General features: G+C 51.9%; 31 protein-coding genes. 28 read left to right on the top strand and 3 right to left on the bottom strand.

The genetic code is table 11. The annotated features are described in order from the left end of the window. The first annotated feature begins 141 nt into the window (after positions 1 to 141). From fliQ to ED236_RS09300, 28 genes are all read left to right on the top strand, one after another. Positions 142 to 408 carry a flagellar biosynthesis protein FliQ gene (gene fliQ / locus ED236_RS09165; protein WP_123237709.1) on the top strand — a complete coding sequence of 89 codons (267 nt, stop codon included), beginning with the start codon at positions 142 to 144 and terminating at the stop codon, positions 406 to 408. Beyond that, positions 408 to 1,166, top strand: a complete 759-nt coding sequence (locus ED236_RS09170) for a flagellar biosynthetic protein FliR (RefSeq protein ID WP_162299599.1) — start codon at positions 408 to 410, stop codon at positions 1,164 to 1,166. The genes fliQ and ED236_RS09170 overlap by 1 nt, the downstream gene beginning before the upstream one ends. Further along, the gene (gene flhB / locus ED236_RS09175) at positions 1,167 to 2,252 is read left to right on the top strand and encodes a flagellar biosynthesis protein FlhB (RefSeq protein WP_123237665.1); all 1,086 of its coding nucleotides are present in this window, start codon (positions 1,167 to 1,169) and stop codon (positions 2,250 to 2,252) included. After that, positions 2,253 to 4,286, top strand: coding sequence for a flagellar biosynthesis protein FlhA (gene flhA, locus ED236_RS09180; RefSeq protein ID WP_123237666.1), 2,034 nt, complete (start codon positions 2,253 to 2,255; stop codon positions 4,284 to 4,286). Then, positions 4,283 to 5,521 (top strand): flagellar hook-length control protein FliK, encoded by a 1,239-nt coding sequence (locus ED236_RS09185; protein ID WP_123237667.1) that lies wholly within the window; start codon positions 4,283 to 4,285, stop codon positions 5,519 to 5,521. Before flhA ends, ED236_RS09185 begins: the two co-directional genes overlap by 4 nt. Further along, on the top strand, positions 5,522 to 5,803 hold the full coding sequence (locus tag ED236_RS09190; protein WP_123237668.1) for a hypothetical protein: 282 nt from the start codon (positions 5,522 to 5,524) through the stop codon (positions 5,801 to 5,803). After that, complete coding sequence (locus ED236_RS09195) at positions 5,796 to 6,524, top strand: flagellar hook-basal body protein (protein ID WP_162299600.1); 729 nt, start codon at positions 5,796 to 5,798, stop codon at positions 6,522 to 6,524. Before ED236_RS09190 ends, ED236_RS09195 begins: the two co-directional genes overlap by 8 nt. A gap of 24 nt (positions 6,525 to 6,548) precedes the next feature. Beyond that, positions 6,549 to 7,334, top strand: a complete 786-nt coding sequence (flgG, locus tag ED236_RS09200) for a flagellar basal-body rod protein FlgG (RefSeq protein ID WP_123237670.1) — start codon at positions 6,549 to 6,551, stop codon at positions 7,332 to 7,334. A gap of 71 nt (positions 7,335 to 7,405) precedes the next feature. Beyond that, a complete protein-coding gene (locus ED236_RS09205) occupies positions 7,406 to 7,981 on the top strand; it encodes a flagellar basal body L-ring protein FlgH (protein WP_123237671.1) in 576 nt (191 codons plus the stop codon). 32 nt (positions 7,982 to 8,013) lie between these two features. Continuing rightward, complete coding sequence (locus ED236_RS09210; RefSeq protein ID WP_205125666.1) at positions 8,014 to 9,105, top strand: flagellar basal body P-ring protein FlgI; 1,092 nt, start codon at positions 8,014 to 8,016, stop codon at positions 9,103 to 9,105. A 25-nt stretch (positions 9,106 to 9,130) separates the two neighbouring features. After that, complete coding sequence (locus tag ED236_RS09215; protein WP_162299601.1) at positions 9,131 to 9,511, top strand: flagellar basal body rod protein FlgB; 381 nt, start codon at positions 9,131 to 9,133, stop codon at positions 9,509 to 9,511. Next, entirely contained in the window at positions 9,511 to 9,939 is a 429-nt protein-coding gene (gene flgC, locus ED236_RS09220) for a flagellar basal body rod protein FlgC (protein ID WP_123237674.1), read from the top strand. Before ED236_RS09215 ends, flgC begins: the two co-directional genes overlap by 1 nt. 3 nt (positions 9,940 to 9,942) lie before the next feature. Further along, entirely contained in the window at positions 9,943 to 10,227 is a 285-nt protein-coding gene (gene fliE, locus ED236_RS09225) for a flagellar hook-basal body complex protein FliE (protein WP_123237675.1), read from the top strand. An 18-nt stretch (positions 10,228 to 10,245) separates the two neighbouring features. Further along, on the top strand, positions 10,246 to 11,712 hold the full coding sequence (fliF, locus tag ED236_RS09230) for a flagellar basal-body MS-ring/collar protein FliF (protein ID WP_148042277.1): 1,467 nt from the start codon (positions 10,246 to 10,248) through the stop codon (positions 11,710 to 11,712). Beyond that, on the top strand, positions 11,696 to 12,268 hold the full coding sequence (locus ED236_RS09235; protein WP_123237677.1) for a hypothetical protein: 573 nt from the start codon (positions 11,696 to 11,698) through the stop codon (positions 12,266 to 12,268). Before fliF ends, ED236_RS09235 begins: the two co-directional genes overlap by 17 nt. Then, positions 12,256 to 13,023, top strand: a complete 768-nt coding sequence (locus ED236_RS09240; RefSeq protein WP_123237678.1) for a FliH/SctL family protein — start codon at positions 12,256 to 12,258, stop codon at positions 13,021 to 13,023. The genes ED236_RS09235 and ED236_RS09240 overlap by 13 nt, the downstream gene beginning before the upstream one ends. Then, complete coding sequence (locus ED236_RS09245; RefSeq protein WP_123237679.1) at positions 13,007 to 14,344, top strand: FliI/YscN family ATPase; 1,338 nt, start codon at positions 13,007 to 13,009, stop codon at positions 14,342 to 14,344. Before ED236_RS09240 ends, ED236_RS09245 begins: the two co-directional genes overlap by 17 nt. 13 nt (positions 14,345 to 14,357) lie before the next feature. Continuing rightward, positions 14,358 to 14,801, top strand: coding sequence for a hypothetical protein (locus ED236_RS12835; protein ID WP_240032097.1), 444 nt, complete (start codon positions 14,358 to 14,360; stop codon positions 14,799 to 14,801). A 2-nt stretch (positions 14,802 to 14,803) separates the two neighbouring features. Then, complete coding sequence (locus ED236_RS09255; RefSeq protein WP_123237681.1) at positions 14,804 to 15,481, top strand: hypothetical protein; 678 nt, start codon at positions 14,804 to 14,806, stop codon at positions 15,479 to 15,481. Next, positions 15,471 to 15,884, top strand: a complete 414-nt coding sequence (locus ED236_RS09260) for a flagellar hook assembly protein FlgD (RefSeq protein WP_123237710.1) — start codon at positions 15,471 to 15,473, stop codon at positions 15,882 to 15,884. The genes ED236_RS09255 and ED236_RS09260 overlap by 11 nt, the downstream gene beginning before the upstream one ends. Positions 15,885 to 15,892: 8 nt before the next feature. After that, the gene (gene flgF / locus ED236_RS09265; protein WP_123237682.1) at positions 15,893 to 17,077 is read left to right on the top strand and encodes a flagellar basal-body rod protein FlgF; all 1,185 of its coding nucleotides are present in this window, start codon (positions 15,893 to 15,895) and stop codon (positions 17,075 to 17,077) included. Then, positions 17,077 to 17,856, top strand: coding sequence for a FliM/FliN family flagellar motor switch protein (locus tag ED236_RS09270; protein ID WP_123237683.1), 780 nt, complete (start codon positions 17,077 to 17,079; stop codon positions 17,854 to 17,856). Before flgF ends, ED236_RS09270 begins: the two co-directional genes overlap by 1 nt. Positions 17,857 to 17,864: 8 nt before the next feature. Beyond that, positions 17,865 to 18,221: a FliM/FliN family flagellar motor switch protein gene (locus ED236_RS09275; protein WP_123237684.1), complete on the top strand. Its 357-nt coding sequence runs from the start codon at positions 17,865 to 17,867 to the stop codon at positions 18,219 to 18,221. Next, positions 18,218 to 18,637 carry a flagellar biosynthetic protein FliO gene (locus tag ED236_RS09280; protein ID WP_123237685.1) on the top strand — a complete coding sequence of 140 codons (420 nt, stop codon included), beginning with the start codon at positions 18,218 to 18,220 and terminating at the stop codon, positions 18,635 to 18,637. Before ED236_RS09275 ends, ED236_RS09280 begins: the two co-directional genes overlap by 4 nt. After that, a complete protein-coding gene (gene fliP, locus ED236_RS09285) occupies positions 18,630 to 19,418 on the top strand; it encodes a flagellar type III secretion system pore protein FliP (RefSeq protein WP_205125668.1) in 789 nt (262 codons plus the stop codon). The genes ED236_RS09280 and fliP overlap by 8 nt, the downstream gene beginning before the upstream one ends. 15 nt (positions 19,419 to 19,433) lie before the next feature. Continuing rightward, on the top strand, positions 19,434 to 20,162 hold the full coding sequence (locus tag ED236_RS09290; protein WP_148042278.1) for a sigma-70 family RNA polymerase sigma factor: 729 nt from the start codon (positions 19,434 to 19,436) through the stop codon (positions 20,160 to 20,162). An 87-nt stretch (positions 20,163 to 20,249) separates the two neighbouring features. Then, the gene (locus tag ED236_RS09295; RefSeq protein ID WP_123237687.1) at positions 20,250 to 20,831 is read left to right on the top strand and encodes a tetratricopeptide repeat protein; all 582 of its coding nucleotides are present in this window, start codon (positions 20,250 to 20,252) and stop codon (positions 20,829 to 20,831) included. A gap of 14 nt (positions 20,832 to 20,845) precedes the next feature. After that, positions 20,846 to 21,223: a hypothetical protein gene (locus ED236_RS09300; RefSeq protein WP_123237688.1), complete on the top strand. Its 378-nt coding sequence runs from the start codon at positions 20,846 to 20,848 to the stop codon at positions 21,221 to 21,223. 380 nt (positions 21,224 to 21,603) lie between these two features. Here the strand turns inward: ED236_RS09300 and ED236_RS09305 are convergent, their stop codons facing one another. The 3 genes from ED236_RS09305 to ED236_RS09315 all read right to left on the bottom strand — a co-directional run. Further along, positions 21,604 to 22,197, bottom strand: coding sequence for a hypothetical protein (locus tag ED236_RS09305; protein WP_123237689.1), 594 nt, complete (start codon positions 22,195 to 22,197; stop codon positions 21,604 to 21,606). Between the two features lie 2 nt (positions 22,198 to 22,199). After that, positions 22,200 to 23,849 (bottom strand): hypothetical protein, encoded by a 1,650-nt coding sequence (locus ED236_RS09310; protein WP_123237690.1) that lies wholly within the window; start codon positions 23,847 to 23,849, stop codon positions 22,200 to 22,202. Further along, positions 23,795 to 24,642, bottom strand: an 848-nt coding sequence (locus ED236_RS09315; RefSeq protein ID WP_148042279.1) for a LysM peptidoglycan-binding domain-containing protein, incomplete at its 5' end; no start/stop codon positions are given. The genes ED236_RS09315 and ED236_RS09310, both read right to left, overlap by 55 nt.

Genomic DNA, 24,642 nt, shown 5'->3' on the forward strand with positions numbered 1-24,642 from the left:
TAACGCAGTAAAGCGCTGTTGAAACGTAATGCGTACGACTAGGGGGCGATGTAGTACAGAAGTGGTATTTTTTGCCGGGAAAATGTAAACAATAATCACTGGGCCACCTATTTTAGGTTTGGTTTGATAAAGGGGTTATGCATGACTAGCGACGCGGCATTACAGCTGGTCTCGCACATGTTCTGGGTTGGGCTGTTGATCATGGCACCACTACTGTTTGTGGTCATGGTAGTGGGCATATTGGTCAGCATCTTTCAGGTGGTGACGCAAATTCAGGAAATGTCGCTTTCGTTTATCCCCAAGATCGTAACGGTGGTGTTGGTTCTGCAAATATTCGGGCCGTGGATGCTGAAGCTGTTGGTAAATTACTCGGCTTCGGTTATCGCAGGTATCCCGGGGTATTTCTAGTGGCCGCCGCACTATTCAATTGGGCGTTAGCTGTATTGCTCATCTCGATACGCCTCAGCACTTTGTTTATCGCGACGCCGATCTTTGCCGGCATCCCCGTTCCGAACATGGCGAGGGTATTGCTTGTGCTGGGAATTTCACTTGCTTTTGCCAACACGGTGTATTGGCCGGAGTTGGGAACGGTTGATCTGGCCTGGTTGGTATCTGCAGCAGTCGCTGAACTCATCATCGGAGCGGCTATGGCATCCGTACTCTTTGCAGGCTTCGCAGCGTTTCATTTTGGTGGGCGCTTGCTGGATTTCCAGATCGGATTTGGTTTGGCTGGCTTGGTTGATATCGCGACACGCAACAATATGCCTTTGGTGGGTAGCATCCTGTCGATGTTAGCCGTGTTGATGTTTTTTTTGATTGATGGGCATCTGGCGATGTTGCAAGTGTTGCAGCTGTCATTTATGAAGTTGCCGCTAGGAGCCGGGATTGCCAATCTTGATATCGGTGTTTTCATTGCTTATTTCGGTGCCTGCTTTTCGCTAGGGTTTGCCATCGTTGCTCCAGTAGTACTGTGCTTGTTGTTGATTGATATCGGTATGGCATTCATGTCACGCACGATGCCGCAGATGAATGTATTCATTTTGTCTCTTGGCTTGAAGGTGATTGTGGGGCTGATCATACTGGCCATTGTGGTTCCATTCTCTGGCGGCATCATCCACATGCTGTTTGATTCCATCTTTACTACATGGGGCAAGGCAGTGACATAAATGGCAGAACAGGATCAGAATCGTAATGAAGCAGCCACACCACACAAGTTGGAAGAGGCACGCAAGAAGGGCTCCGTTCCCAAAAGCCTGGATGTGAACTCATGGATGGTGCTGGCCACAGCCCTGATCGTATTGTATATCTGGGGCGATAAGATCGTCGAAGGTGAGCTGATGCTCGCGCATCAGATTTTATCGAATAGCCATCACGCTACGTTTGGAACAGGTGAGTTGGCTGGCCATCTCGCAGCTTTGCTTGCAGAGGCATTGTTGATGTTGGCGCCTTTGTTTCTGCTATTGATGGCCTTCGGAGCGCTTGCCAATTTCATGCAAGTTGGACCGATCTTTACGTTCTTCCCGTTAAAGCCGGATCTCGCAAGAATCAACCCGATTACTGGATTCAAACGCTTATTCTCTGTGCGCTTCCTGATCGAATCCATCAAAACCATCTTGAAATTTATCCTGTTGGGTTGGGTGCTTTACAGTGTTGTTGCCGCGGCACTTCCCAAATTTATTATCAGCTCACAAGTACACAGCGCTTCTATCGGTTCTCTCCTGATACCGGTCATTATTGCACTGCTATTTAAATTGTTACTCGCATTGGTGTTTATTGCCCTGATCGATCTGGTATTCAGCAAATGGGATTATGCCAAGCAGCTACGTATGAGCCGTCGCGATATTACCGATGAGCACAAGCGTCGCGAGGGCGACCCACGTATCCGTGCACGTTTGCGCGAGTTGCAGCGCGAAGCAGTGAAGCGTGCACGCAGCATGGGCCGGGTGAAGGAGGCGGATGTGTTAATTACCAACCCTACGCACATTGCAATCGCCGTTAAATATGACAGGGATACAGTGGATGCGCCGCTGGTAATAGCCAAAGGCGCAGGTTTTCTGGCTGCTAGGATGCGTTATATGGCGCGCAAACATCATGTCCCTATCGTCGAGAACAAGGTGCTGGCACGCCAATTGTTTCACCAGGTCGCAATCGAACAAGCTGTTCCCGTGGAGCATTATTCAGTGGTAGCAAAAATCCTGTTTTGGGCCTATTCGTTAAGAAATATGCCGTTGCCAGCACGGAGGTCAAGCTAGATGGGCTACTGGCGCAAGGTATTCGGAAATAATTCCGATCTGTTTCTGGTGGTTGGTATGTTGGGCATTTTGCTCATTTTGTTTACGCCTATCCCTTCCAAGCTGCTGGATTTCCTACTGCTGCTGAATCTCAGCTTCGCACTGGTTATTTTGCTGCTGACGTTCTATGTAGAAAAGCCAGTGGATTTCTCTACATTTCCACCCATGTTGCTGATCGCCACCTTGTTTCGTTTGTCGCTGAATATTGCCGCTACTCGCCTGATTCTGAGCGATGGCGATGCGGGCAAAGTGATCGGCGCGATCGGTTCGCATGTGGTGCAGAGCAATTACGTGATTGGTCTGGTGGTGTTTCTGATTCTGGTCGTCGTGCAATACGTAGTGGTCACCAATGGCGCACAGCGTGTTGCAGAAGTTGCCGCCAGATTTACTCTGGATAGCATGCCCGGTCAGCAAATGAGCATTGATGCTGATTTGAACATGGGGTTTATCGATCAGGCTGAAGCTCAGCGCAGACGTAAGAATATCGAGAAGGAAGCTAACTTTTACGGCGCAATGGATGGCGCCAGCAAGTTCGTTAAAGGTGACGCTATTGCCGGTATTGTGATCCTGTTGATCAATATTTTTGGCGGGCTTGCGGTTGGGGTGATGCAAATGGGTATGAGCTGGCAAGAGGCCGCCCAGACCTTTACCCTGCTCACTATTGGAGATGGCATTGTCACGCAGGTGCCAGCACTGGTGATTGCCGTGGGTACCGGCATAATCGTGACGCGCTCTGGTACCGACAGTCGACTCAGCAATGAGATCGCAACCCAGATATCAGCTTATCCAAGAGTGCTTGGCCTGGTGATGATCGCGCTGCTGGGGGTCGGTTTATTGCCTGGAATGCCACTGCTGCCATTGATTGCAATTGTGATCGCACTTGGCGTGCTTGCTTTATTTGTACGCAGTGCAAAGAAAGTCAGCGCCAGTGCTGATAGCGAAGCGGCATCGGACGCCAGTGATGATCTAGAGAACCTGCTTACGGTAGATCCAATTGAAGTCAGGGTTGGCCAGGGCTTGATAGGATTGGTGAATACGGACGATTCGACGTTAGTTGAGCGCATAGGCGCATTCCGCAAACAATATGCGCTTGAAGCTGGGTTTATCATGCCCAAGGTCAAGATTCGTGACGATAAGAAGTTGCCAACTTTGTCTTATCAGGTTGCTATTTTTGGGGTCGTGTCTGGTGACGCCAGTCTTGTCCCTGAACATATTCTTGCCATCCATCCTTCAGGCACTTCCGGTCAGCTAGAGGGCACAGAAACAAAAGATCCGACTTATGGCTTGCCTGCTGTTTGGATATCCGAGCAGCAACGGGCAACTGCGCGTAGCAAGGGGTTTACCTTGGTCGATCCGCTAACGGTATTTGTGACACATCTCACCGAGCTGTTACGACGTAATGCGGCGAATTTGCTGACCCGTTCTGAAACGACCATCTTGCTTGACCGCGCGCGCGCGAAAAATGCCAGTCTGGTTGAAGAGTTAATTCCTGGTGTGCTATCTCTAGTCGAAATCCAGAAGGTGTTACAAAATCTGTTAAGAGAAAAGGTATCCATCCGTAATCTGGAAGCCATTCTCGAGGTGCTTGCAGATGCAGGACGCCAATCAAAGCAGGCTGATGTGCTGACCGAAGTGGTACGAAACCGTCTCGGCCCCGCCATTTGTCAAGCTCTGATCGGGAATCGCACAGAGTTGTCTGTACTGACCCTGGATCCGGTTATTGAGCAGAAAATTGCCGAGGCTATTCAGGCCTCTGATGACAGTACCCGCTTGGTGCTGGATCCCAGATTTGCCGAGCAAGTCATCAGCAAATTGGCTGGACAGGTTGAAACCATGATGAAGAATAATTTCTCTCCAGTATTGCTATGCGCCCCGGAGTTGCGTCGTCATCTACGCAGCATTACTGAGCGCGTGTTGCCTCATCTGGCGATTGTGTCAATGAGCGAAGTGCCGAACACGCTTCGACTGCAGTCGTTCGGAGTAGTCAAGGTTTGAAAACCTCTGCGATTCTGGCCGGAATTGCAAGTCAGCAATCAACTGCGCTGACGCAGACCATTCATGCGCTGGAAAAAGATCAATGGTTGCAATCGCTGACAGCGGGACAGATTCTCAAAGGCAGAATCATGCGTCAGCACAGTGAGCATCAATATGCGATTACGCTGGCTGGACAGGAGCGTGTCGTAGACTCTGCCATTCCGCTGACGGTAGGGGACTTGATCGAAGGCAAGGTGATTGGTGTTTCGGAACGTACCGTTTCCATTCGTATGACACATCATCTTTTAGCGAAGCCGGCAGAGCGCAGTACACCTGCTCCAGAAGTGGCGTCCTCACAGCCATCCTCGCTACTCAAAAACGAGATGCTGCGTTGGAGGATTGCACTGACTGATACGCAATTTCAACTGGTGCATAACTCTATGCAAGGATTATCTGAACCTCTGCTTGCGATCAGGGCTGGTCTTTATCTTGCCAAGTTAGGTGTTCCCTTAACTGCCGAACTGATCCAGGCGGTTTACAAACGCTTGCTGGATTCACAGATGCCTGGCGGTGGCAGGTTTACGTTAGTCGAATACCTGCCTGACAATGCTGCGCCTATTTCCAGCGATACTGAGGTCAATGCGAATGCGCTTTATACCGGCATTATCAAGGTCCTTGCCGAGCATCTTGAGCAGCAGTTCCAGCTGCAAATGAATCAAGCCAAACTACTACGTGCCAGCGCTGGCAATTTGCCATTGATGGATCAGGTTGCCCCGGAGACAAATATGTCTCAGCAGTTTGAGGACGGCGAAGATGGTGGGGACAATGACCTGATCTCGCTTTTGATGAATGTACAAACCGGTGCCTCTGTTCAACATAGGCTGCATACACTTCCCATCATGATCGATGGACATATCCGTGAGTTTGATCTTGCCTTGTTCGATGATGCCTCGGAAGCCGAGCGACAAAACGGTATGAAATGCCGACACCTGCGCTTTTGTTTGCACACAGAACTGGGCGAGGTGCAAGTGGATGCCAATGTGGTAAATCAGCAAGCCACGCTTAAATTTCAAGCCACATCGGCCATGATGGCTGGCGAGCTGGAGCAGCATGGTGAAGCCTTGGCGAGTGAGATGCATGACGCTGGCTGGCATCTCGAGCATGCTGATTATGAGTTGATATCCAAACTGTCACGTCCTGCATCGGCTATCGTCGAGCATGTGTTGACACAGGACAGCCTGTACCGGCTACTTTAAATGACCATTAAGAAAATTGTGGGCTTGGCATACAAAAAAGAACAGGCAAAATTGCCTTCGGTGATCCTAAAAGCATCAGGTCTTTTTGCGGACAAGGTAGTGCAGGAGTTTCACAATGAAAGCCAGCCGCACAAATTGATCAAGGATGGGAAGTTGGTAGACCGTTTGTTCAGTCTGCCCACGGAATCAGAAATCTCCGCCGATCTGTACGAGCTGGTGGCCATCCTGCTGGTGCATGTTTATGCGGTGGAAGCAAAACTCAAAGGAAATTTGCATGATTGATCCCATCAGTTTAACGACATTAGCAATTCAGCATGACATGCAGCGTATGAATGTGGCAGCTAACAATGCAGTCAATATTCTGACGACAGGGTTCAAGCGTGAATATCTGGTCGCTGCTGGGCAAATGGGTGTCGAGCCTGCTGCATTGAATGCTCACAGTGGTAATACGATATTACCTGCAGGGCTGAGATCTGCCTTGGACTTCCGCCCAGGCGCGTTAAAGCAGACTGCCGGTGCCCTTGATCTGGCACTTTTGGGGGATGGCTTCTTTGAAATACAGTCTGATAATGGTACGGCTTATACTCGGCAGGGTAACTTCAGGCTTGATGAGGGCGGACGTTTGGTCACACAGGCTGGATTTCCAATCATGGGAGTCTCCGGCGAGATTTTTCTGACAACACCTACGCCTGTCATTGATCGTGCCGGGAAAATCTATGATCAAGGCAAAGAGCTTGGACAAATCAAGCTCGTGAGCTTCGATTCCACTAACGCCCTGGCCAGTATAGGTACTGGCATGGTGGTCGCTACAGACAACGCCACTCCTCAAATTAATCAGCGTGCGCGCGTGGCTCAGGGGCAGTTGGAGAGTTCCAATGTTGACTCTGCACAAGAGATGGTACGTATGCTCGAAACCTTCCGGCATTTTGAAATGAGTCACCGGATACTGCAGGCTTACGATGAGCTGAATGACAAGTCACTGAGAAATCTGGGGCAATTCTAGTCACGATATGCAAAAGGATGATTGATGATTGATTCCATCTACATAGGTGCAACCGGCATGCAGGCACAACAACTTAATGTTGATGTGATTGCAAACAATCTGGCCAACGTAAATACCACCGGATTCAAGAAAAACCGGGTCTCGTTTGAGGACACTTTTTATCAGGCCATACATCAGCCATCAAACCTTGGTTATACCTCGCCCGCATCAACACCTATTGCAATCGGCATGGGCACGCTGGTTTCGTCAAACAGCAAATCCTTTACGCAAGGCGATATCAAGGCAACAGAGTCACCATACGATGTTGCGATACGTGGCAATGGATTGTTTGAAGTGTTACTGCCCGATGGCAGTTCGGCATATACCCGACATGGCGCCTTGAAAGTCACGCAAGATGGCCTGCTGGGTACTAATCATGGCTACGAACTGAAGCAGCAAGTCCAGATTCCCGCTGACATTCTCGAACTGGTGATTGATAGTCAGGGCAAGGTGCTGGGCAGATCCAGTAGCGAGAACAAGCTGGTGGAACTGGGGCAAATTGAGTTGTCCTCACTCCCTAATCTGGAAGGCTTGCAAGCCTTGGGAGAGAATTTGTTTATCGCGACTGAAAAAGCCGGTCAGGTGCAAAATGGCCGCCCTGGCGAAGATGGGCTGGGGCTGCTTTCTCAGGGCTATCTGGAATCTTCGAATGTGAAACTGGCTGAAGAGATGGTTAATCTGGTTCTGGCACAAAGGGCTTACGAGCTGAACGCGAAGATCATCCAGGCTTCCGACGAAATGTTGTCTATCAGCAATAATTTGCGTAGATAAAAGTAATCAATAGCCATGAAAATACGCCGCGAATGTGCTGCCCTTAATCTTGGTTCTGGCTTGAGACTGACATGCCCATATATAAATTAACGATGTTGATTCTGGTGATCTTGCTCCCCCAATTCGGTTATGCAGAAAATCTTTACAAGGCAGATCGTTACAGAGCGCTTACCTCTGATCGGCGTGCTTATCAGGTGGGTGATATTTTAACGGTGCTGGTACTGGAAAATTCGAGTGCTACCGCGACGTCAGGCACCAACACCGACAAAAGCAATGATACCGGCATCCGTTTTCTGTCGCCGAACAGTCAGAAAAGCTATGCGCTTGGCCTGGAGGAAGGTTTTGATGGCGGTGGGAGAATTGCACGAACCGGCAAGTTGCTCGCTCAGATATCTGTCTCAGTACAATCTGTTACGGCAACTGGCGACCTTCAGGTCAAAGGTGAGCAGATGATAGAGATTAATGGTGAAAAACAGGCGATCAATCTGGAGGGCCGCGTGAGGCCGCGTGACATCGATGAACAGAATACGGTTGCTTCGAGTCGCATCGCGGATGCAAAAATCACCTATATCGGTGATGGCATACTGGCAGAAAGTCAGCGCAAAGGCTGGTTATCCCGCCTGGTGTCGATGCTGGGATTGTTGTAATCATGCGAATTAATGTACTTATCTGGATATGTTTGCTACTGCTCACAGGCAATCTGCATGCTGCCGTAGCAACGGACATCAAGCTCAAGGATCTCGGTAAGCTGGAGGGCTGGCGGGAAAACCATTTGATCGGGTTTGGCATCGTCACTGGCCTGGCTGGCACTGGCGACTCACCGAGAAGTCGTGCCACAAGGCAGTCGATTGCCAACTTCCTCTCCAATTTTGATGTTTCGGTCGGGCTGGACCAGATCAATAGTCGCAACGTAGCGATTGTCAGTTTAATGGCGGTATTGCCCCCGATGACACATCAGGGGGATCGCGTGGATGTGGTGGTAACCTCCTTGGGCGATGCACGCAGCCTGGTTGGTGGCACCCTGATTCTGGCTCCCCTCAAGGGGCCGGATGGCAAAGTCTATGCTTTGGCGCAGGGTTCGGTCTCAGTAGGCGGTTACAAGTTTGATCAGAACGGGAATGTCGCACAAAAGAATCACCCCACGGGGGGCGTGATTCCTGGAGGCGCTCAAGCAGAGCAAGATATCTTCTCTACACCGGTTCGCGCAGATAGTTCGCTGGATTTCGTTTTAGCAGACCCGAACTACACAACTGTGCAGCGTATAGCCGATGCGATTAATACAAAATTCAATTCTCCATTAGCACAGGTACGTGACTCGAGTGCCGTACGCATACAGATTCCAGCTGACCAGCGCACTGCCCCAGCGACGTTTCTGGCGAGTCTGGAAACCATTGAGGTACAACCTGACACACGTGCCAGAGTAGTCATTAATGAACGTACCGGTACGATCATCGCTGGAGGAGATGTGAAGATTTCAAAAGTCACTGTCGCCCATGGCGATTTGAAAGTTTCGGTGCAAACGAATTTCTTTGTTTCTCAGCCGCAAATTATAGGCAGGGCAGGTCCCAACATCAGAACTCAGGTAGTACCCAACACCCAGATCAGGGTAGATGAACCACAAGGCGGTATCGTGACCTTGTCTGATACCAGCAATGTCGCTGATCTGGTCATCGCATTGAACAAAATCAAAGTTAATACCAGAGACATTATTGCAATTCTGCAAGGCATCAAGGCTGCAGGCGCCTTGCATGCGGAGCTTGTCCTGCAATGATTCAATTGAGCTTAAAGGGGGAAGTATGAGCTTGGCACTTGGGGGGCTGACAGCGATGGCGGTTGAATTGGCACTGGATGGCTTGTCCGTACGGCAATCAGCAATCGCCAGCAATATCGCCAATGTGAATTCTGCTGGTTATCGTCCGGTTAAAGTCAGTTTTGAAGACCAGATTACAGATCTGATTGCGCACGCTCAGGGCAAGGCCTCATCGCAGGTGACTATTGCTGGCTTTCAGCCACGCATTACACATGAGTCGCCGATCCAGTCATTGGGTGGTCAGAATCGTCTGGATATCAATACCGTGCTGCTGAACCAGAATGTCCTGCAATATCAGTCTCTGATTAAAGGCATTAATCAATATATGAGTACGATTGCGCTGGCCACCAGTGATGGGAGAAGGTGATGGATTTTAGTTATGTGTCTGCCATTAGTTTGGCCGGGATGGATGTGGAGCGTGCACGGCTGGACGTTGCCGCTATCAATTTAGCCAATGTTCACACCACACGTGCAGCCTATGGAGGGCCGTTCAAACCCTTAAAAGCATTCGGTGTCAGCACGCAGAAATTCTCGCCAGCCTATTCTGCTATCGAACGCTCCATGATGAGTGTGCCGGATGTGCGCATACAACAAAGCACGGTATTGCCACGTTTTGTGCAGGAACCTGGCCATCCTGATGCTAACGAGAAGGGATATGTTGCCTATCCGGGCATCGATACAGTCGCGGAAATGGTCAATATGATGACAGCCGTGAGGTCGTACGAAGCCAATGTGGTCGCCATGAATGCGGCAAAGGCCATGGCAATGAAAGCACTTGAGATCGGTGGGGTGTAAGTGATGCGTATCGAGAATCTGGATGCAATCGTTTCAAAAGAGGCCTTGTCTTTGGCGCCAGCGCAACAGATTGGCTTCGCGGATCAGTTATTAGCTGAGGCAAATACCGTTAACCAGAAAATGACAGTGGCGGCCTCTTCCTTACAGGATCTGGCCGCTGGCAAGGCCAGCAATATTCACCATGTGATGCTGGCCCTTGAGGATGCAAAACTGTCCTTCCAATTGCTCACACAAGTCCGCAACAAACTACTCGAAGGCTATCAAGAAGTTCTTCGCATGCAAATATAGCCGGTCCAGGAGTCTACGTTGTTTGAAGAAATGAATAAGCAATGGGGACAGATGTCCTCACTTAAGCGGTCCGGCCTGGTGCTTGGTTTGCTGCTGGTTGTGCTCGCCTTCGCCGTAGGTACTTACTGGCTACTGCAAGAGGATTATCAAACGCTATTCTCCGATTTGAATCCGCAAGATGCGGCTGCCATGGTGGCAGAGCTGGACCGGCTCAAGGTGCCTTATAAGCTTGCAAATGATGGCATGACCATACTTGTGGAGCGAGATGCCGTCTACAAAACGCGCCTGAGCCTCATGGGCAAAGGATTGAATCTCAACGGTGCGATCGGTTTTGAGATTTTCAACAATGCTGAATTTGGCATGACGGAGTTCTCCCAAAAAGTAAATTATCAGCGTGCACTGCAGGGTGAGCTGTCACGCACCATCATGGCGTTCGACGAGGTTAAATCTGCGCGCGTGCATCTGGTGTTGCCGGAATCTGGTTTGTTCAAGAAAAGCACGGCCAAACCTAAGGCTTCGGTGAGCATCTTGTTGAAAGACAACCGCATCCTTTCTACAGAGCAGATCTCCGGCATACAGCGCTTGGTGGCTGCCTCCGTTCCTGAAATCCTCCCATCGGAAGTGACGGTGGTTGATCATCGTGGCGTTGCAGTCACCAGACAACCCATGATGCGCGAGGCGGATGCGGCATTGCATGAGCGTCTGGATGTAAAGAAGCAGCTGGAAGATTACATGGCCCGCAAGATCGTCAGCATCGTGGATCGCGCGGTTGGCCCAGGCAAGGCGATAGTGAGTGTTGATGTTTCACTCAATTACGACCAGATCAAAGTCACCAAAGAGGATGTAGTGCCTTTGCCGAATACAAAAGGCCAGGAAGTCGGAGCGGTAGTACGTCGTCGAGAGAATATTCAGACTGAGGAAAATTGGGCCTCATCTGAGAATGTCGTGAACGACACTGCCGAAGCTGTGAGTAATCCGGCGCCAAGCTCTTCCTCAACGGAAGTCGAGTTCCAGAATGGTCGCAGAATCGAGCAGGTGCTGTCGTCCCCAGGCAATATCCTGCGACTTAGCGTTGGGGTGCTCGTTCCTGACACGGCCAATCAGGCCAAGCTGCAAAAAATTAAAGAAATGATTTCCATGGCGGTGGGCATCAATCCAGCCAGAGGTGATGGGCTGGTTGTTTATAGTCTGGACATGCCACAGCCGCACAATGACGAAAACACTGATCAGCAAGATCAAGAGCTGGTTTCATCCGGTTCTGATCCAGAAGAGATGCCTGAACTGGTGGGCGCTGAGCCTTCCACCAGCCGCTTTGTAGGCACGCTAGATATGCGCACCATGCTGATGGTCTTGGGTGCGTTTTTATTGATCATGCTTTATCTGCTGTGCAGGAAAAAGCCCAGATCAACAAAGATTGATGAACAGCAGCGCGCTAAGCTTCTGGCAGAAATATCACAGTGGGCTAGAGATGCAAAAAGTCTCTGAATTTATGGAACATCTGGGCCAGGAGCACAAGTTCGCGCTGCAATTGCATGCTTTGCATGCCGATGACAGGGCGTGGGTTCTGTCGCAGCTCTCCGTCGCGACGCAAGCCTATTTCAAGCCGATGCTGGAAGAACTCGAAGCCCTTGGTTTGCAGATTGCAGCACAGGACATTCCAGCGATTCTTGCTTCACCATCGTCATCTTATGATGCGGCGGACATGGACAAAGCCGATGGGCCAGCCCTTGTGATTCATCGTGCCACTGCTGCACAGATCGATTTCCTGTTTGAAGATGAACCGCCTGCTTTTCTGGCAAGCCTGAAATCATTGGCTGCATGGCCCTGGTCTGCTGGTACTAGTGATCTGCATAGCCGCAAGTTCATGACCGGTGATCTTGATGGCGCACTGACACTTACTGTCGCCGCTCAGGCAGTATTGCTGGCGGTGGTCGCTGCGCAGCTGCCTGATTCGCCACCAAGCTCGGGCATGACTAAGCAATCTTCTACTACACCGTTATTGCCTGACCTCATTAAAAAGGTGTTTCGATGGGGGAGATAATCAAGTCTCTGTCCGTTGTCGATACCGTCTCGCTAAGCTCCCCTTTTGCGAGTGCCGGGAGCATTGGCCAGCATGCAGGGAAATCACGTGCTCACGAGCTTGATCGCAAGCCAGCGGGCAGCTTGCCAGACAGTGTGGCTCAGGTTGACGTACAGCCTATCGAGGCAGCACTTTCACTATCCCCTTCAACAGTGGGCAAGGTGTTCATGTCTGAGGAAAATACTCAGCACATAAAAGAACTTGAGCAGGAAGCAGAGAGAACCGGTTTCGAACGCGGATATACAAAAGGCGAACTGGAAGGCCGCAAACAGCATCAGGCGGCAACCGTAGCGCTCAAGCAACTGGTCGTGAACGCGACAGGGATTATTGATCAGACAGTTTTCGATGCAGAGAACATCATCGGCTCACTCGTGTTCGAGACAGTATGCAAGGTGCTCGGCAAGCAGATGCTGAGTCCGGAGGCATGCACTGCGATCATCGCAGAAGTCCTCAGTGGCTTGCAGAAGGAAGAGTTTATTGAAGTGCGCATTTCGCCTCGAGATTGGGCTTATATCAACCAGCATAAAGAGAGTGGAAACAACCATACGGGGGCCGGCGTATTTTCTGGCCTGCCAATTGTCGTGGATGATCAAATCGCTCTGGGTGGCTGTGTGGTGAAATTGAAGGATGGCCTGATTGACGCGCGGATAGAAACGCAGTTGCAGATGTTTGCGCAGAATCTCAAAGAGGCAATGCTCCATGCTAAGTCGACATAACGTTGATTGGCCCAGGGCCGTGGCGCATTTGCAGCGCAAGAGCCTTTATCGTTCTGCGGGTCGGGTCACCAAGATCTCCAGTCTGGTTGTAGAGGCTTCTGGTGTAAGAGGCCTGGTTGGCGATCTGTGCACCATACAAAATGGCAAACACAGAACGGCGGACTGCATGGCAGAGATCGTCGGTTTCCGCGACAAGACCACCTTGCTGATGCCTTATGGCGAAACCAAAGGCCTCGGGCTGGATAGCGAAGTTGTCGCGCTGGGTAGCGCAGCCACCATCAAGGTGTGCAATCAGTATCTAGGGCGAGTGATTGATCCATTTGGGAAGCCGTTGGATGGACGGCCTCTAGAGGCCACGGATCAAGTGCCTTTGCGCGGTGGTTGTCATAACCCGCTCAACCGCAAAAGAATCACCGAGGTGCTTGAGACCGGCGTACGTGTGATTGATACGTTCCTGCCCTTGGGCAAGGGGCAGCGTATCGGGATCTTCGCCGGCAGTGGTGTGGGGAAGACCACGCTACTTGGCATGATTGCCCGGCATACAAAAGCGGATATCAATGTCATTGCATTGATTGGTGAGCGCGGACGTGAAGTACGAGATTTTATAGACAAGGCCTTGCAAGCGGACACGCTGTCCCGGTCAGTGATCGTGGTGGCTACCTCGGACCAGCCTGCGCTGGTGCGAGAATTGGCAGCGCATACAGCGACGGCGATAGCAGAGTATTTCTGCGCCAAGCAAAAGGAAGTGTTGCTGATCATGGATTCAGTCACTCGCTTTGCCATGGCCCACCGCGAGATCGGGCTTGCGGTGGGCGAGCCCGCCACCGCACGTGGTTATACGCCATCGGCATTTGGCGCATTGCCAAAACTGCTGGAGCGTGCTGGTAACTTTGAGGGTCGCGGCTCCATTACCGGCATCTATACCGTGCTGGTAGAGGGCGATGACATGCATGAGCCAGTCTCGGATCATATGCGTGCCATTCTGGATGGGCACATCGTACTTTCCCGAGATCTGGCTAATCATGGCCACTATCCGGCGATTAATACCTTGGCAAGTATTAGTCGATTGGCATCCGACTTGTGGTCAAAAGACCAGCAGCAGCTGATCACAAAAATACTGCGCTTGCTTAGCGTGCGTGAACGCCATAAAGACATGATAGAGATTGGTGCTTATCGGGCAGGTTCGAATCCGGAAGTGGACCATGCGATCGCCTTGTATGCTGCGTTGGAGAGTTTCCTGATTCAGTCTCAGGACGACATCAAACCGCGTGCACAGTTGTTTCAGAAGCTCACCGAGCTGTTGGCGAAATATGTTGGATAACAGGTGAGCGACCATGCGCACTAAGAAAATCACTCGACTACTGGAGATGAAAAAACACGAGCTAGATGCTTTGCGTCAGGATATGGCGCGTCTTGATCAGTTAACCACCGTCGCAGCAGAGCGCGTGCGGGCGGCTCGGGACGTTCAAGATAGATATACCCACCAGATTCGTGACCATGAATCCGCCGGGCTTTTTCTGACGGCAGTGGAGATGATAGAACGTCGGCGTTTCCTCGCACACCTGACTACTCAGTCTGAACAGGCAGAAGAATCCCTTGAGGGGGTGCAAGTTCAAAAGAATTACGCACTGCAAGGACTCAATACCAAGTACACCGAGATGCGCTCACTGGAATTACTTGCAGAGCGTGAATTAGCGCAAAAGCAGGTGATTGATGACCGTCGTGCATATGCAGCTGCCGATGATGAATATACCATCCGATTTGTAACGAAGGCCTGACCATGACTCACGTTGAACAAGCGCTTACTTTTACTCCCACGCAGGGTGGTAGTCAGGCAACGCAAGGGAGATCCGATAAACAGGCCTGGTTATATTCGCTGGAAAAGACCGGTTTGAGTGAGGCACTCAGCAAAACCAAGATAGTCCCAGGTTTGGAACAACGGGCGCAAAATCACTTGCCTGAGTCTCAGGCCAATCTTCCCACGCAGAAGGTCAGTCAATCTGGTTTATCAGAGGCGAGTGTCCAGGTGAATTCGCCGCCAACAATACACGCCAGCGCTGGTTTGGAAAAAGTGGCAGCGCATCCATCACTGGAGCATTCCACTACGAAGCTGCTGGATCAATCTCTTGCTGTACCTGCGCTTTCTCAAGTCCCGGTTAAGCTGGCGGATGCAGCCATAGGTGATATCAGCATGCGTTACTGGTTCAATCTGCTGAAACCTACAGCCGAGTGGTCACTGAAAAACATGCTGGCACTTAATTCCAGCCAGGGCGTGGAAGTATGGGTGCGTGACCCGGATCTGGATAGCGAAACCAGGATCCGGGCCTTTCTGAAAGATTTGAATCAAACCATGGGTAGTCTTGGAGCCAGCCTGGTCAGGGTGGTCATTAATGGCCAGCAGAGATATCTGCTGAATCAACCGCAACACACAAGTTTAAGGAGTCATGATGGCCGTTGATTTTATTGGTGGAGCATCATCACAACTGCAGAATACTGTCGTACAGCAATCTGCATTGGGGCAGGAAGAGTTCTTGCGCATTCTGTTGGCACAGCTGCAATTCCAGGATCCGTTAAAGCCACTCGACAATCAGGAGTTCCTTGCCCAGATGGCGCAATTCTCCTCTTTGGCACAAACCTCACAGATCAATGAGCGAATCGACACCTTGCTGACCATTCAGGCGACGACTCAATCGATCGGCTTGATTGGTAAAACAGTTGAAGTCCAGACGACCTCGCTGCCTGCTGTGGGCACGGTAACATCGCTGGCCTTCTCAGAAGGCCAGCCTAATCTGACCATACGAACTGCCGATGGTGAATTGCTGACGGGCATCCGCCTTTCTCAAGTCTCCGTGGTGCGATAGGAGTCGCTATGCTCGAATCTCTTTATATCGGTATGAGTGGGCTGACCAGCTACTCAAAAGGCCTTTCCAACATTAGTAACAATGTCGCCAACCTGAATACCACCGGCTATAAGGGCAGCGACCTAGCTTTCTTGGATCTGTTTTATCAGTACCAGTTTGCTGGCTCCAATCAACAGGGTTTGCCCTTTTCTCAGGGTGGCGGTGTCCGGGCCGGTAATAGCTCCACCAGTTTCGCTCAAGGCGATTTCCGCCAGACCGGCAATGATCTGGATGCAGCGGTCAATGGCAACGGGTTTTTTGTGGTCAATAAAGACGGTAAAACCTTTTATACCCGTGCTGGTCAGTTCGAATTTGATAGCAACGGCATTCTCACTACACGCGACGATGGTGCCCGTGTTTATGGGATTCGTAACGGTGCTTTGACAGAAATCAATATCTCGGGGAAGCGCAGCAACCCACCTAAAGCCACCACCGAAATCGTGTTTACCGATTCACTTTCCAACAGCTCGACCACATTCGATGTGAATAACATTGTGGTGTATGACTCGCTAGGCAAAGAACATCAACTCACATTGCGCCTCACTAACAATAGTGCAACGGTGCCTGGGCAGTGGACATTCAAGCTGCTTGAGGGGACCACTGAGCTAACCGCCGGGGAGTTTCGCTACGATGGCAGCGGGCTCTCCAATCCGGCCTTCAATAAACATATCTTCAGTTATGCCCCTGGTGAAGGCGCAAGTGCCACCCAACTTACGCTGGATGTCTCAGCCAGTAACTTCTTCTCGAGCAGTGCTTCGTCGCTGAAAGTTCAGTCTCAAAATGGCTATGCAGCCGGGTTTTTGTCCAGAACCGCACTCGATACCGATGGTAATCTGGTGCTCACTTATTCCAATGGTCAGACGGATAAAAGTGACCAGCTGGCACTGGCATATTTCAGTGATCAAAACGCCCTGCAAGCACAGGGCGGTAACCGTTATTCCGTGTTTGGTCAGTCTGAGCGTTTCCTGGGTACGCCAGGTGAGCGTGCTTTGGGCAAGTTGCAAGTCAGCGGCATCGAGCTATCCAATGTGGATCTGGCTCAGGAGTTTAGTGAGCTGATCATCGTGCAACGCGGTTATCAGGCTTCTTCGCAAGTCATTTCTGCGGCTAATGAGATGATTCAGCAATTGGGTGAGATTCGAGGCCGTCGATAATGAGTGTGCTGCCATACCGCCTGATCGGTGAGTCCGAGCGCTCAACGCTGGAAAGCACTTTGCGAGGCTTGGTCGCGGCCTGGGGGGCGCACTGGATAAAGTCGCCCCCTGAATTCACGCTTTCCCTAGACAACATAGAAGACTTCACAGTCCAGGAGCAGGCCAGCTGGAAACTGTTCGGTACCGCACCAGAGTCCTGGGCGGCCTGGGACTATTCCAATCCAAGCGTTCATCGTCTACTCTCATTGATATTCGGGGTGGCGTTGGGGCAATACCCCAAGCCAACGCCGCTCATGCAGGCATTGATGCAGGAATGCATTCAGGATTTCTTCGGTCGCATCTCTGCGCTGGATGTTGCTTCCCAGATAAATCTATCAGAGAGTAGCCGTCTTGCTGGTGACATCAGACGCGGTCCTGGCAGCGGCATGCTCAAGTTAACGCTGGGTGGTGGATTGCCATCACAGCAGATTGTGTTTGGTGGGGCATTGGTTGAGCGCATCATCAACAGCACCGGGTTTAAGGCCCCCGTGGCTCATGCGCCAGCTTCCTTGATACCTCGAGACAAGTCGCTGGGCCACCTCACCACCAGACTGGAAGTTATGGTCGGCAGCGTTGAAATCTCCCTGCAACAGCTTGCAGAGTTGGAGGTGGGTGATGTCATTCAATTAGGCACGGCCATGCATGAGCCACTTACCGCACGCACCCAGGACAAGCGCATCGTTGCCAAAGTGCATCTTGGCGTTCGCGGCAATCAAAAAGCAGTTCAATTTATTGAGTAAAGGGCATCATGAAGCAAAACGAATCATCCATTCCGGTAAAGCCGGAAACACGTGTCGCAAAAGAAGTGGCCTTGTCTGAACTTACGCCAGTCAACACCAATGGTACCAAGCTGCTGAATGGGAATTTTTCCATTATTTCCGGGCTCAAGGTGTCGGTTGAGGTGCTGGTCGGTTCAGCAGAAATCTCGGTAGAAGAGCTGTTCTCTCTGGACAAAGGCTCGGTTGTTGCGCTACAGGAGTCGCATCATGCGCCGCTGATCGTACGACTGGATGGCAAACCGATTGCTTCAGGTAATCTGGTCGTGGTCGGTGATCGCTTCGGCATTGCCATTCAAGACATTCTGGCTACGCCTGCTGCCAAATGAGCTTAAGCCGGATATTGCTACCTTTGCTATTGGCATGGGGGCTGTTAACAAACCATGCCAGCATTGCCGAACAGATAGCCAGCCCGACAGGGCAAAGTCAGATTCCATTCAAGCAAGCGCCAACGCCATTTGAAAGTCACGGCACGCGTGTCAGCATCGTCATGCTGCTGCTACTGGGGGTAGCTGGTGTTCTTTATGTGTTGATCAAGAAGAATCCGAAATTCAGCACCCTGATCCCTGCACGCCATGGTCAACGCGTACAAGTAGTCGAAAAAGTCCGGCTCAACGCCAAAGCCACACTGTATGTAGTGACGTTTGACGGCGAGGTGCTGCTGATCGGGCAAAGCGGGGACCGCCTTGTACGCCTTTCCGATGCAAAGGCCACAAAGCCAGTCCAGAGAGCGATTGATGTTTAGGTTCATGACGTCATCATCGCTGACAAGAACGATTCAGCTTCTATTGTTGAGCGCTTTATTGGTTTGCAGCTCTATTGCCATCGCAGCACCTGCAGATGCCAACGCACTGGCCGGGCTAACTGATCTAAATGTACTCAGCAATTCCAAATCAAGTGACCTTGCCTCAGCGATCCGTATTCTGGTGTTGCTGACAGCACTCAGCCTGATTCCCACATTACTCATCGCGACCACCTCGTTTTTGCGCATCATCGTGGTCCTTTCCATGTTGCGACACGGCATAGGCATGCAGGACACGCCACCGAATGCCGCTCTGCTGAGTATCGCGCTGTTCCTTACCCTTTTTTCCATGCAGCCAGTCTGGAAAGAGGTTAACCAGCAAGCCTGGTTGCCATTTCAGCAGAACAAGGTGACGCTGGGCGTTGCGATTGAGCAGGGCGTGAAGCCCATGCGCGACTTTATGGTGAGACAAACCCGGGAGTCGGATTTGGCCTTGATGGTGGAATTGTCCGGTGACGAGAAGCCAACCACCGTAGATGACATCAGCATCACACAGCTGATCCCCGCGTTTATGCTGAGTGAATTACGCTCGGCCTTCCAGATCGGCTTCATGGTGTTCTTGCCATTTTTGCTGGTTGATCTGATTGTGGCCAGTGTATTAACCTCCTTGGGCATGATGATGGTGCCGCCAATCACCATTTCATTGCCACTTAAGGTGCTGATGTTCATCCTGATCGATGGCTGGAACTTGGTAGTCAAATCACTCATGGGCAGCTTTTCCTAGCAGGGCTTGGCCACTGTGGAAACCGCATTCCAAGCCTCTGCCATCTGGGAAGCGTTTCTGCGTGAGCGCTCCGGTCAGGCTAGGGAAACACTCATCCAGCAATACAGTAGCTTTGCCAACATGCTGGCTGCCAAACTGTATGCCAACCGGCAAGTGGATCACATCGAATTTGATGAATTCAGGCAACATGCGCTGGTGGGTTTGATGGAGTCGATCGATCGATATGACCCTATGCATGGTGCCAGCTTCGAGACATTTGCAGCGCACCGCATCAAAGGTGCGATCCTCACCGGGGTGGAGAAGTATTGTGAGCGGCAGGAGCAGATCTCGGCACGTGCCAGGTTGCGCAAAGAGCGCATGCAACAATTGCTGCTGTCGGTTGCCGAGGCCAATACGGACCCTAACCCTTTCATGCGCTTGGTGGATATCGCGCTTGGTACCGCCATCGGTTACATGTTGGACGATTCCGGCATGTACCAATCAGGCCAGGAAGTGCAGGAGCACAATGTATACCGCAGCCATGAGCTGCGTGACTTGATCCGTGTGGTAGATCGGCTGGTCACCACATTGCCGGAGGCGGAAGAAAAGGTCATTCGTTACCACTATTTTCAGCAAGTACGTTTTGACCACATCGCCGAGCGGATGCAGATATCCAAAGGACGGGTATCGCAGATTCACCACCGCGCCTTACGGCGATTGTACGAGCACTATGACGAACTTAAGCTATTGCGAACGGATTATTAACCTTTTGGCAGGCAATCTCCCAGACATGCAGCGCTTTACCCCATTAACTCAGTAGTTGTATCGAACACCTAGCCGATGGAGAACACCATGAATCAAACCCACAACATACTCACCCAGGATGAGCTGCTGCACCTCGCCATCGAGGCCACCCGACGCGGTGAACATGGCGCAGCCATTTCCTACCTGAAAGAAGGCGTCAGCCGTTTCCCTGAAGACGGCAAGCTGGCCTATGTGTTGGGTGCGGAATTCGCCCAGATCGGCCTGTACGACAAAGCCGAATCAGAAATGGCCCGCGCCATCGAGCTTGCCCCCGAGCTGCATACCGCAAGTTTTCAGCTGGGGCTGCTGCAAATGACCATGGGTAAAGTGACTGAAGCCAAGGCCAGCTGGGCCAAGCTTGATGTGCTGCCTGAACGGCATGCGCTTTATTTATTCAAAACCGGGCTAGAACACCTGGCAGCAGAGCAATACGGCGAAGCCCGCCGCTTGCTTGATCAAGGCATCGCCGCCAATGACTTCAGCCCGGAACTCACGCGCGATATGGAAAACGTGATGGCTGGCCTGCCGGAAGCAGTGGAAACCGCTGTAGCAAACAGTGCAGACGTGACCGCGAGTGAGTCTGGCCACGTCTGGCTATCCGCGTACAATAATACAGACAAGCCCAACTGATTCAGTGCCATTCCATGGACCCGCTTTCCTCACTCGACAGCATCGCCGAACTCATCCGCAGAAAAGCGGTGACAGAAACCACGGCCAAAGGCCAGGTTTCAGGTGCTGATAAATCCACCCATACGCAAGCCCAGCGGGCACCGGCACAGAAGCCGACACCTGAAGCGCTCAAGCAAAGAATCGTCGGCCTGATCAGCGCGATCGATCAAGACGATGTGCGCAAAAAGCACAAAGTCGTCAGACTGTTTGTGGAGAACGTACTGACCTGGCAGTTTGGTGAAGAGCTCAGGAACGACCCAAGTTTCTCATCGCTGGTGGACGAAGTTGGAGCTGCGATGGAAGGTGAGGCTGGATTGGTGGATGAGCTGATGCGGATCGGAGAAAAAAAGTAGGTGCAGATCAGGCCGCCACTACTATATAAATCAATCAACCCCTTATTAAGGTGTCCACCAAACGTGGGTAAGATCAGACTGACCCCATTTATTTCCATGTTGGCAGGGTGATGGCGATAGTTGGGTGGGGTGATGGTGCCGGTGATCTCGTCCCGCAGCAGGATCATGCTCTGTGCATCTCTCACATACTGGATGGTGCGGTTGCCTACCCGGTCGATCGCGTTCTTGATGTGCCCGTTCACATCAAAGTTGATGTCGCTGTAGCCGGGACACTAGGCACGGTTGTTGTTCTTGACCGCCGGGTTGTACGCCTGCGACGGATGGATATGGCGTACCAGATATTCGGCGCAATGCCCGCTGGTTATTGCGCCCTACGCGGGCTACGCCACCTTTTGTCGCTGCAAGTAGGCGTCCACTTCTCCTGCATTGATCGCTGCCGCCAAATCCTTCGTGTAGCGCAGATATGCCGCTTCCCATTTCTCCAGTTGGCGGTTAGAAGCCCGCATCTTGTCATCTAGCTGACGACACCAAGCCAAGGCCTCTTCACGATTACCAATGTAAGCATTGAGCGCAGCAAGCCCGCACATGTCGTTTGCGCTACCAGAAGTCAATTTTGTGCTGAGCTCAATCACTTCTCTCACGTCCAAGGGGGCACGCACGGACGGGTAAATTTGCTGCTCAATAGCTTCAACAACGCGCTCCCACTTTGATGCGTGCTCTCTAGCAAAAATTTCACGATGACGGATGTCCAAGAATTGCGGCAATAGAACAACCCCTGGTGCGATTAAAACTCGCACAGCTACGGATGGCCGATAGGCTCCAGAACGCAATGCCTCGAAACCTATCTGCTGCAACAAGGGGCCGCTTGACCTAATTAGCCTCTCGCCCGCGACAACATCCCAGCCAGCAAAGGCTTTTCCATAGCAAGCAACAACCTCACTAAACTGATTTTTTGTTAACGGTTTGATACTCACAATTATGGCCTGACTGGAAAAATTGGTACGTTGCTGTTGCCCCCCGCAATGCTACGGATTTGAGTAATCCGGCTTGGAGACAATTGAGCACCTCCGAACTTGTAATCGTAGATTGCAGTCGGGTTTGAAAGCGGGCCTTCAACTACGTCCAGACGAACAGACCCCTTCAGTGGATCGCCAGATTGCCACAGTCTGCCGTTCGTATAACGTACCTCAGTTGTCAATCCCAAGTCGCCGTACATGCGTTGATAACGCGTTAGAAGTGCATCGGCATAGCCATGCTTGAGAGTGCCTGCAACCGGACCATTCCCTAAGCCTTGTCGTGCCCCCCAAACATCCGCACGTTCAGCAATGTCTTGAACCAGTTGTCCGGTGATTCGGGCTGTCGTTGCGGTGCTAGCAGTTACCCCGCCTGCACTGTTTGCCCCATTGTTCCGTAAGTTCTTGAGTTTATCAACCACCTGACCGAGGCCATTGAGTGCTTTAGGTGCGCCTAGCGTCGTGATGCCCAGTGCAAGGAAGATACCACTGGCACCTTCGACTGCTTCCGAAGGATCATAACCTGCCTGTTCAAAGGCACCTGTGGCCTTTGCAAATACAGCTTCCTGTACATTGGCAACAGCATCTCCCAGTGGGGTTTCAGCCAGCAGTGCACGAGCCCCAAACGCGACTGGCCCAGCCACAAAGTCAATTGCCAGTAATGCATATCCCAAGGATGGCTGTTGTTCAATCCGCTGGCTGATATCCATGCCGAATTTACCCAGCCTCATCGAACCAATATCCAGAGCATCACTGCCGAGTACCGGTGAATGCCTGAAGGCGCTGAAGTTTACATCCACTGGTTGTAGTTTAAGGACATCCCCCGTTATGTCAGTCTCTCTGAAAGTAGCCAGCTGCTGCGCTTTGCTGAAGATACCGAAGTTCATACCAGTATCGAGTGCACTATCAGGATCGTACATGGCTGGGAAAAGGCCGCGATCCAGCATTTCTTTTCTTACGCTAGTGATCTCTGCTTCAGTCGCTCCCGCCAGCCGCATACGGTGCCCAGCCGCAAAATAGCGATCTTCATCACTGATGGAATGACCTGCATTCATGTCGTCTATAACACGCAGATATTCTGCATCATCAAGATCGCTGCTCGCCACGGAGTTACGGAAGTCTGTTGGTAAGTCTTCGGGGCGCAGCTGAATCCCGGTTTTTTGTGACTTACCATCAAATACGAATCCAGATGAGCGGTTAGATATCGGATTTGCCTGTAGCCGTGCGCCCACGAAGCCACTGAGGGTATCCGCCGCCACGGTCACCCAGTCGAGCTTACCTCCCTGAATGGTCAGGCGGGTTGCCGCTGAGATGATTGCACCAGAGCCTATGCTTAAGGAATCCGCGAGTACAGGATGCTTCTCGGCAAAGGTACTTATGTTTTCTCCTGACCAGCCCATCTTGTCCGAGAACGCCGCTCCGCCAGCCGCCGCGAGGCTGCTGACCGCGACACTCGTCCAGCTAAAGCCCTGCTGACTGCCCGTCAGGTTGCCAACAGCCTGATGGACTGTATTACCAATGGCAGCACGTGCTGCAATCTCGGTGTACTTGAAGCCACTTAATGCCTTGCCAAGTTGCCAAGTGCGGCGGCCGTCATCGGCCCCAATTGCCAAGCAACAACGGTGACCGCCACGGTCACCACCGCCACGATGATCGCCCCCAGTCCCCCACACCCGCCCTTGGGTTTGGGCGGTGCAGGTGCGGTGGGCAGGGTCGGACTGGTGTCCCCGATCGCCTCACCCGGACTGTAGGGACGGAACGTCCCGCTGTTGTTGTGCACGTTGGTGATCTTGTTGGGCAGGGTCAAGACCGTCCCCGCGACCAACGCATCCGTGTTGGTCAGCCCGTTCGCATCCGCAATGTAGAACCACATCGCACTGTCCCCCCACACACTGAGCGCGATGCTCTGCAGGGTGTCCCCGCTCCTGACCGTATAACTCCCCGCCACATTGCCCGGGGTGTTCGCCCCGATCGGCTCGTAACTCTGGTCAACATCCGCACTCGCGATCGGTGTCCAGTCCGCGTAGTTGCCGCTCTTCTTGTCCTTGCGGTCCTTCAAGGACTGCAGGTAGTCCACCCGGCTGTCCCCGGTGTTGCTGATGTCCCCCACACGCTGACCGTCCACGTAGTAGTAGCGGGCCACCTTGTTGGCGGCCGTGCCGGGGTTGTAGTTGGCAGGGTGGTGGCGATAGTTGGGTGGGGTGATCGTGCCGGTGATCTCGTCCCGCAGCAGGATCATGCCCTGTGCATCGCTCACATACTGGATGGTACGGTTGCCTACCCGGTCGATCGCGTTCTTGATGTGCCCGTTGACATCAAAGTTGATGTCGCTGTAGCCGGGCTTCCATTTGGTGTGGTTCTTGCCGATCGATTGGTTGTAGGCCTCGGTCTGTATGGCATTGACCT

Source organism: Pseudomethylobacillus aquaticus (genome assembly GCF_003730115.1).
GTDB lineage: Bacteria > Pseudomonadota > Gammaproteobacteria > Burkholderiales > Methylophilaceae > Pseudomethylobacillus > Pseudomethylobacillus aquaticus.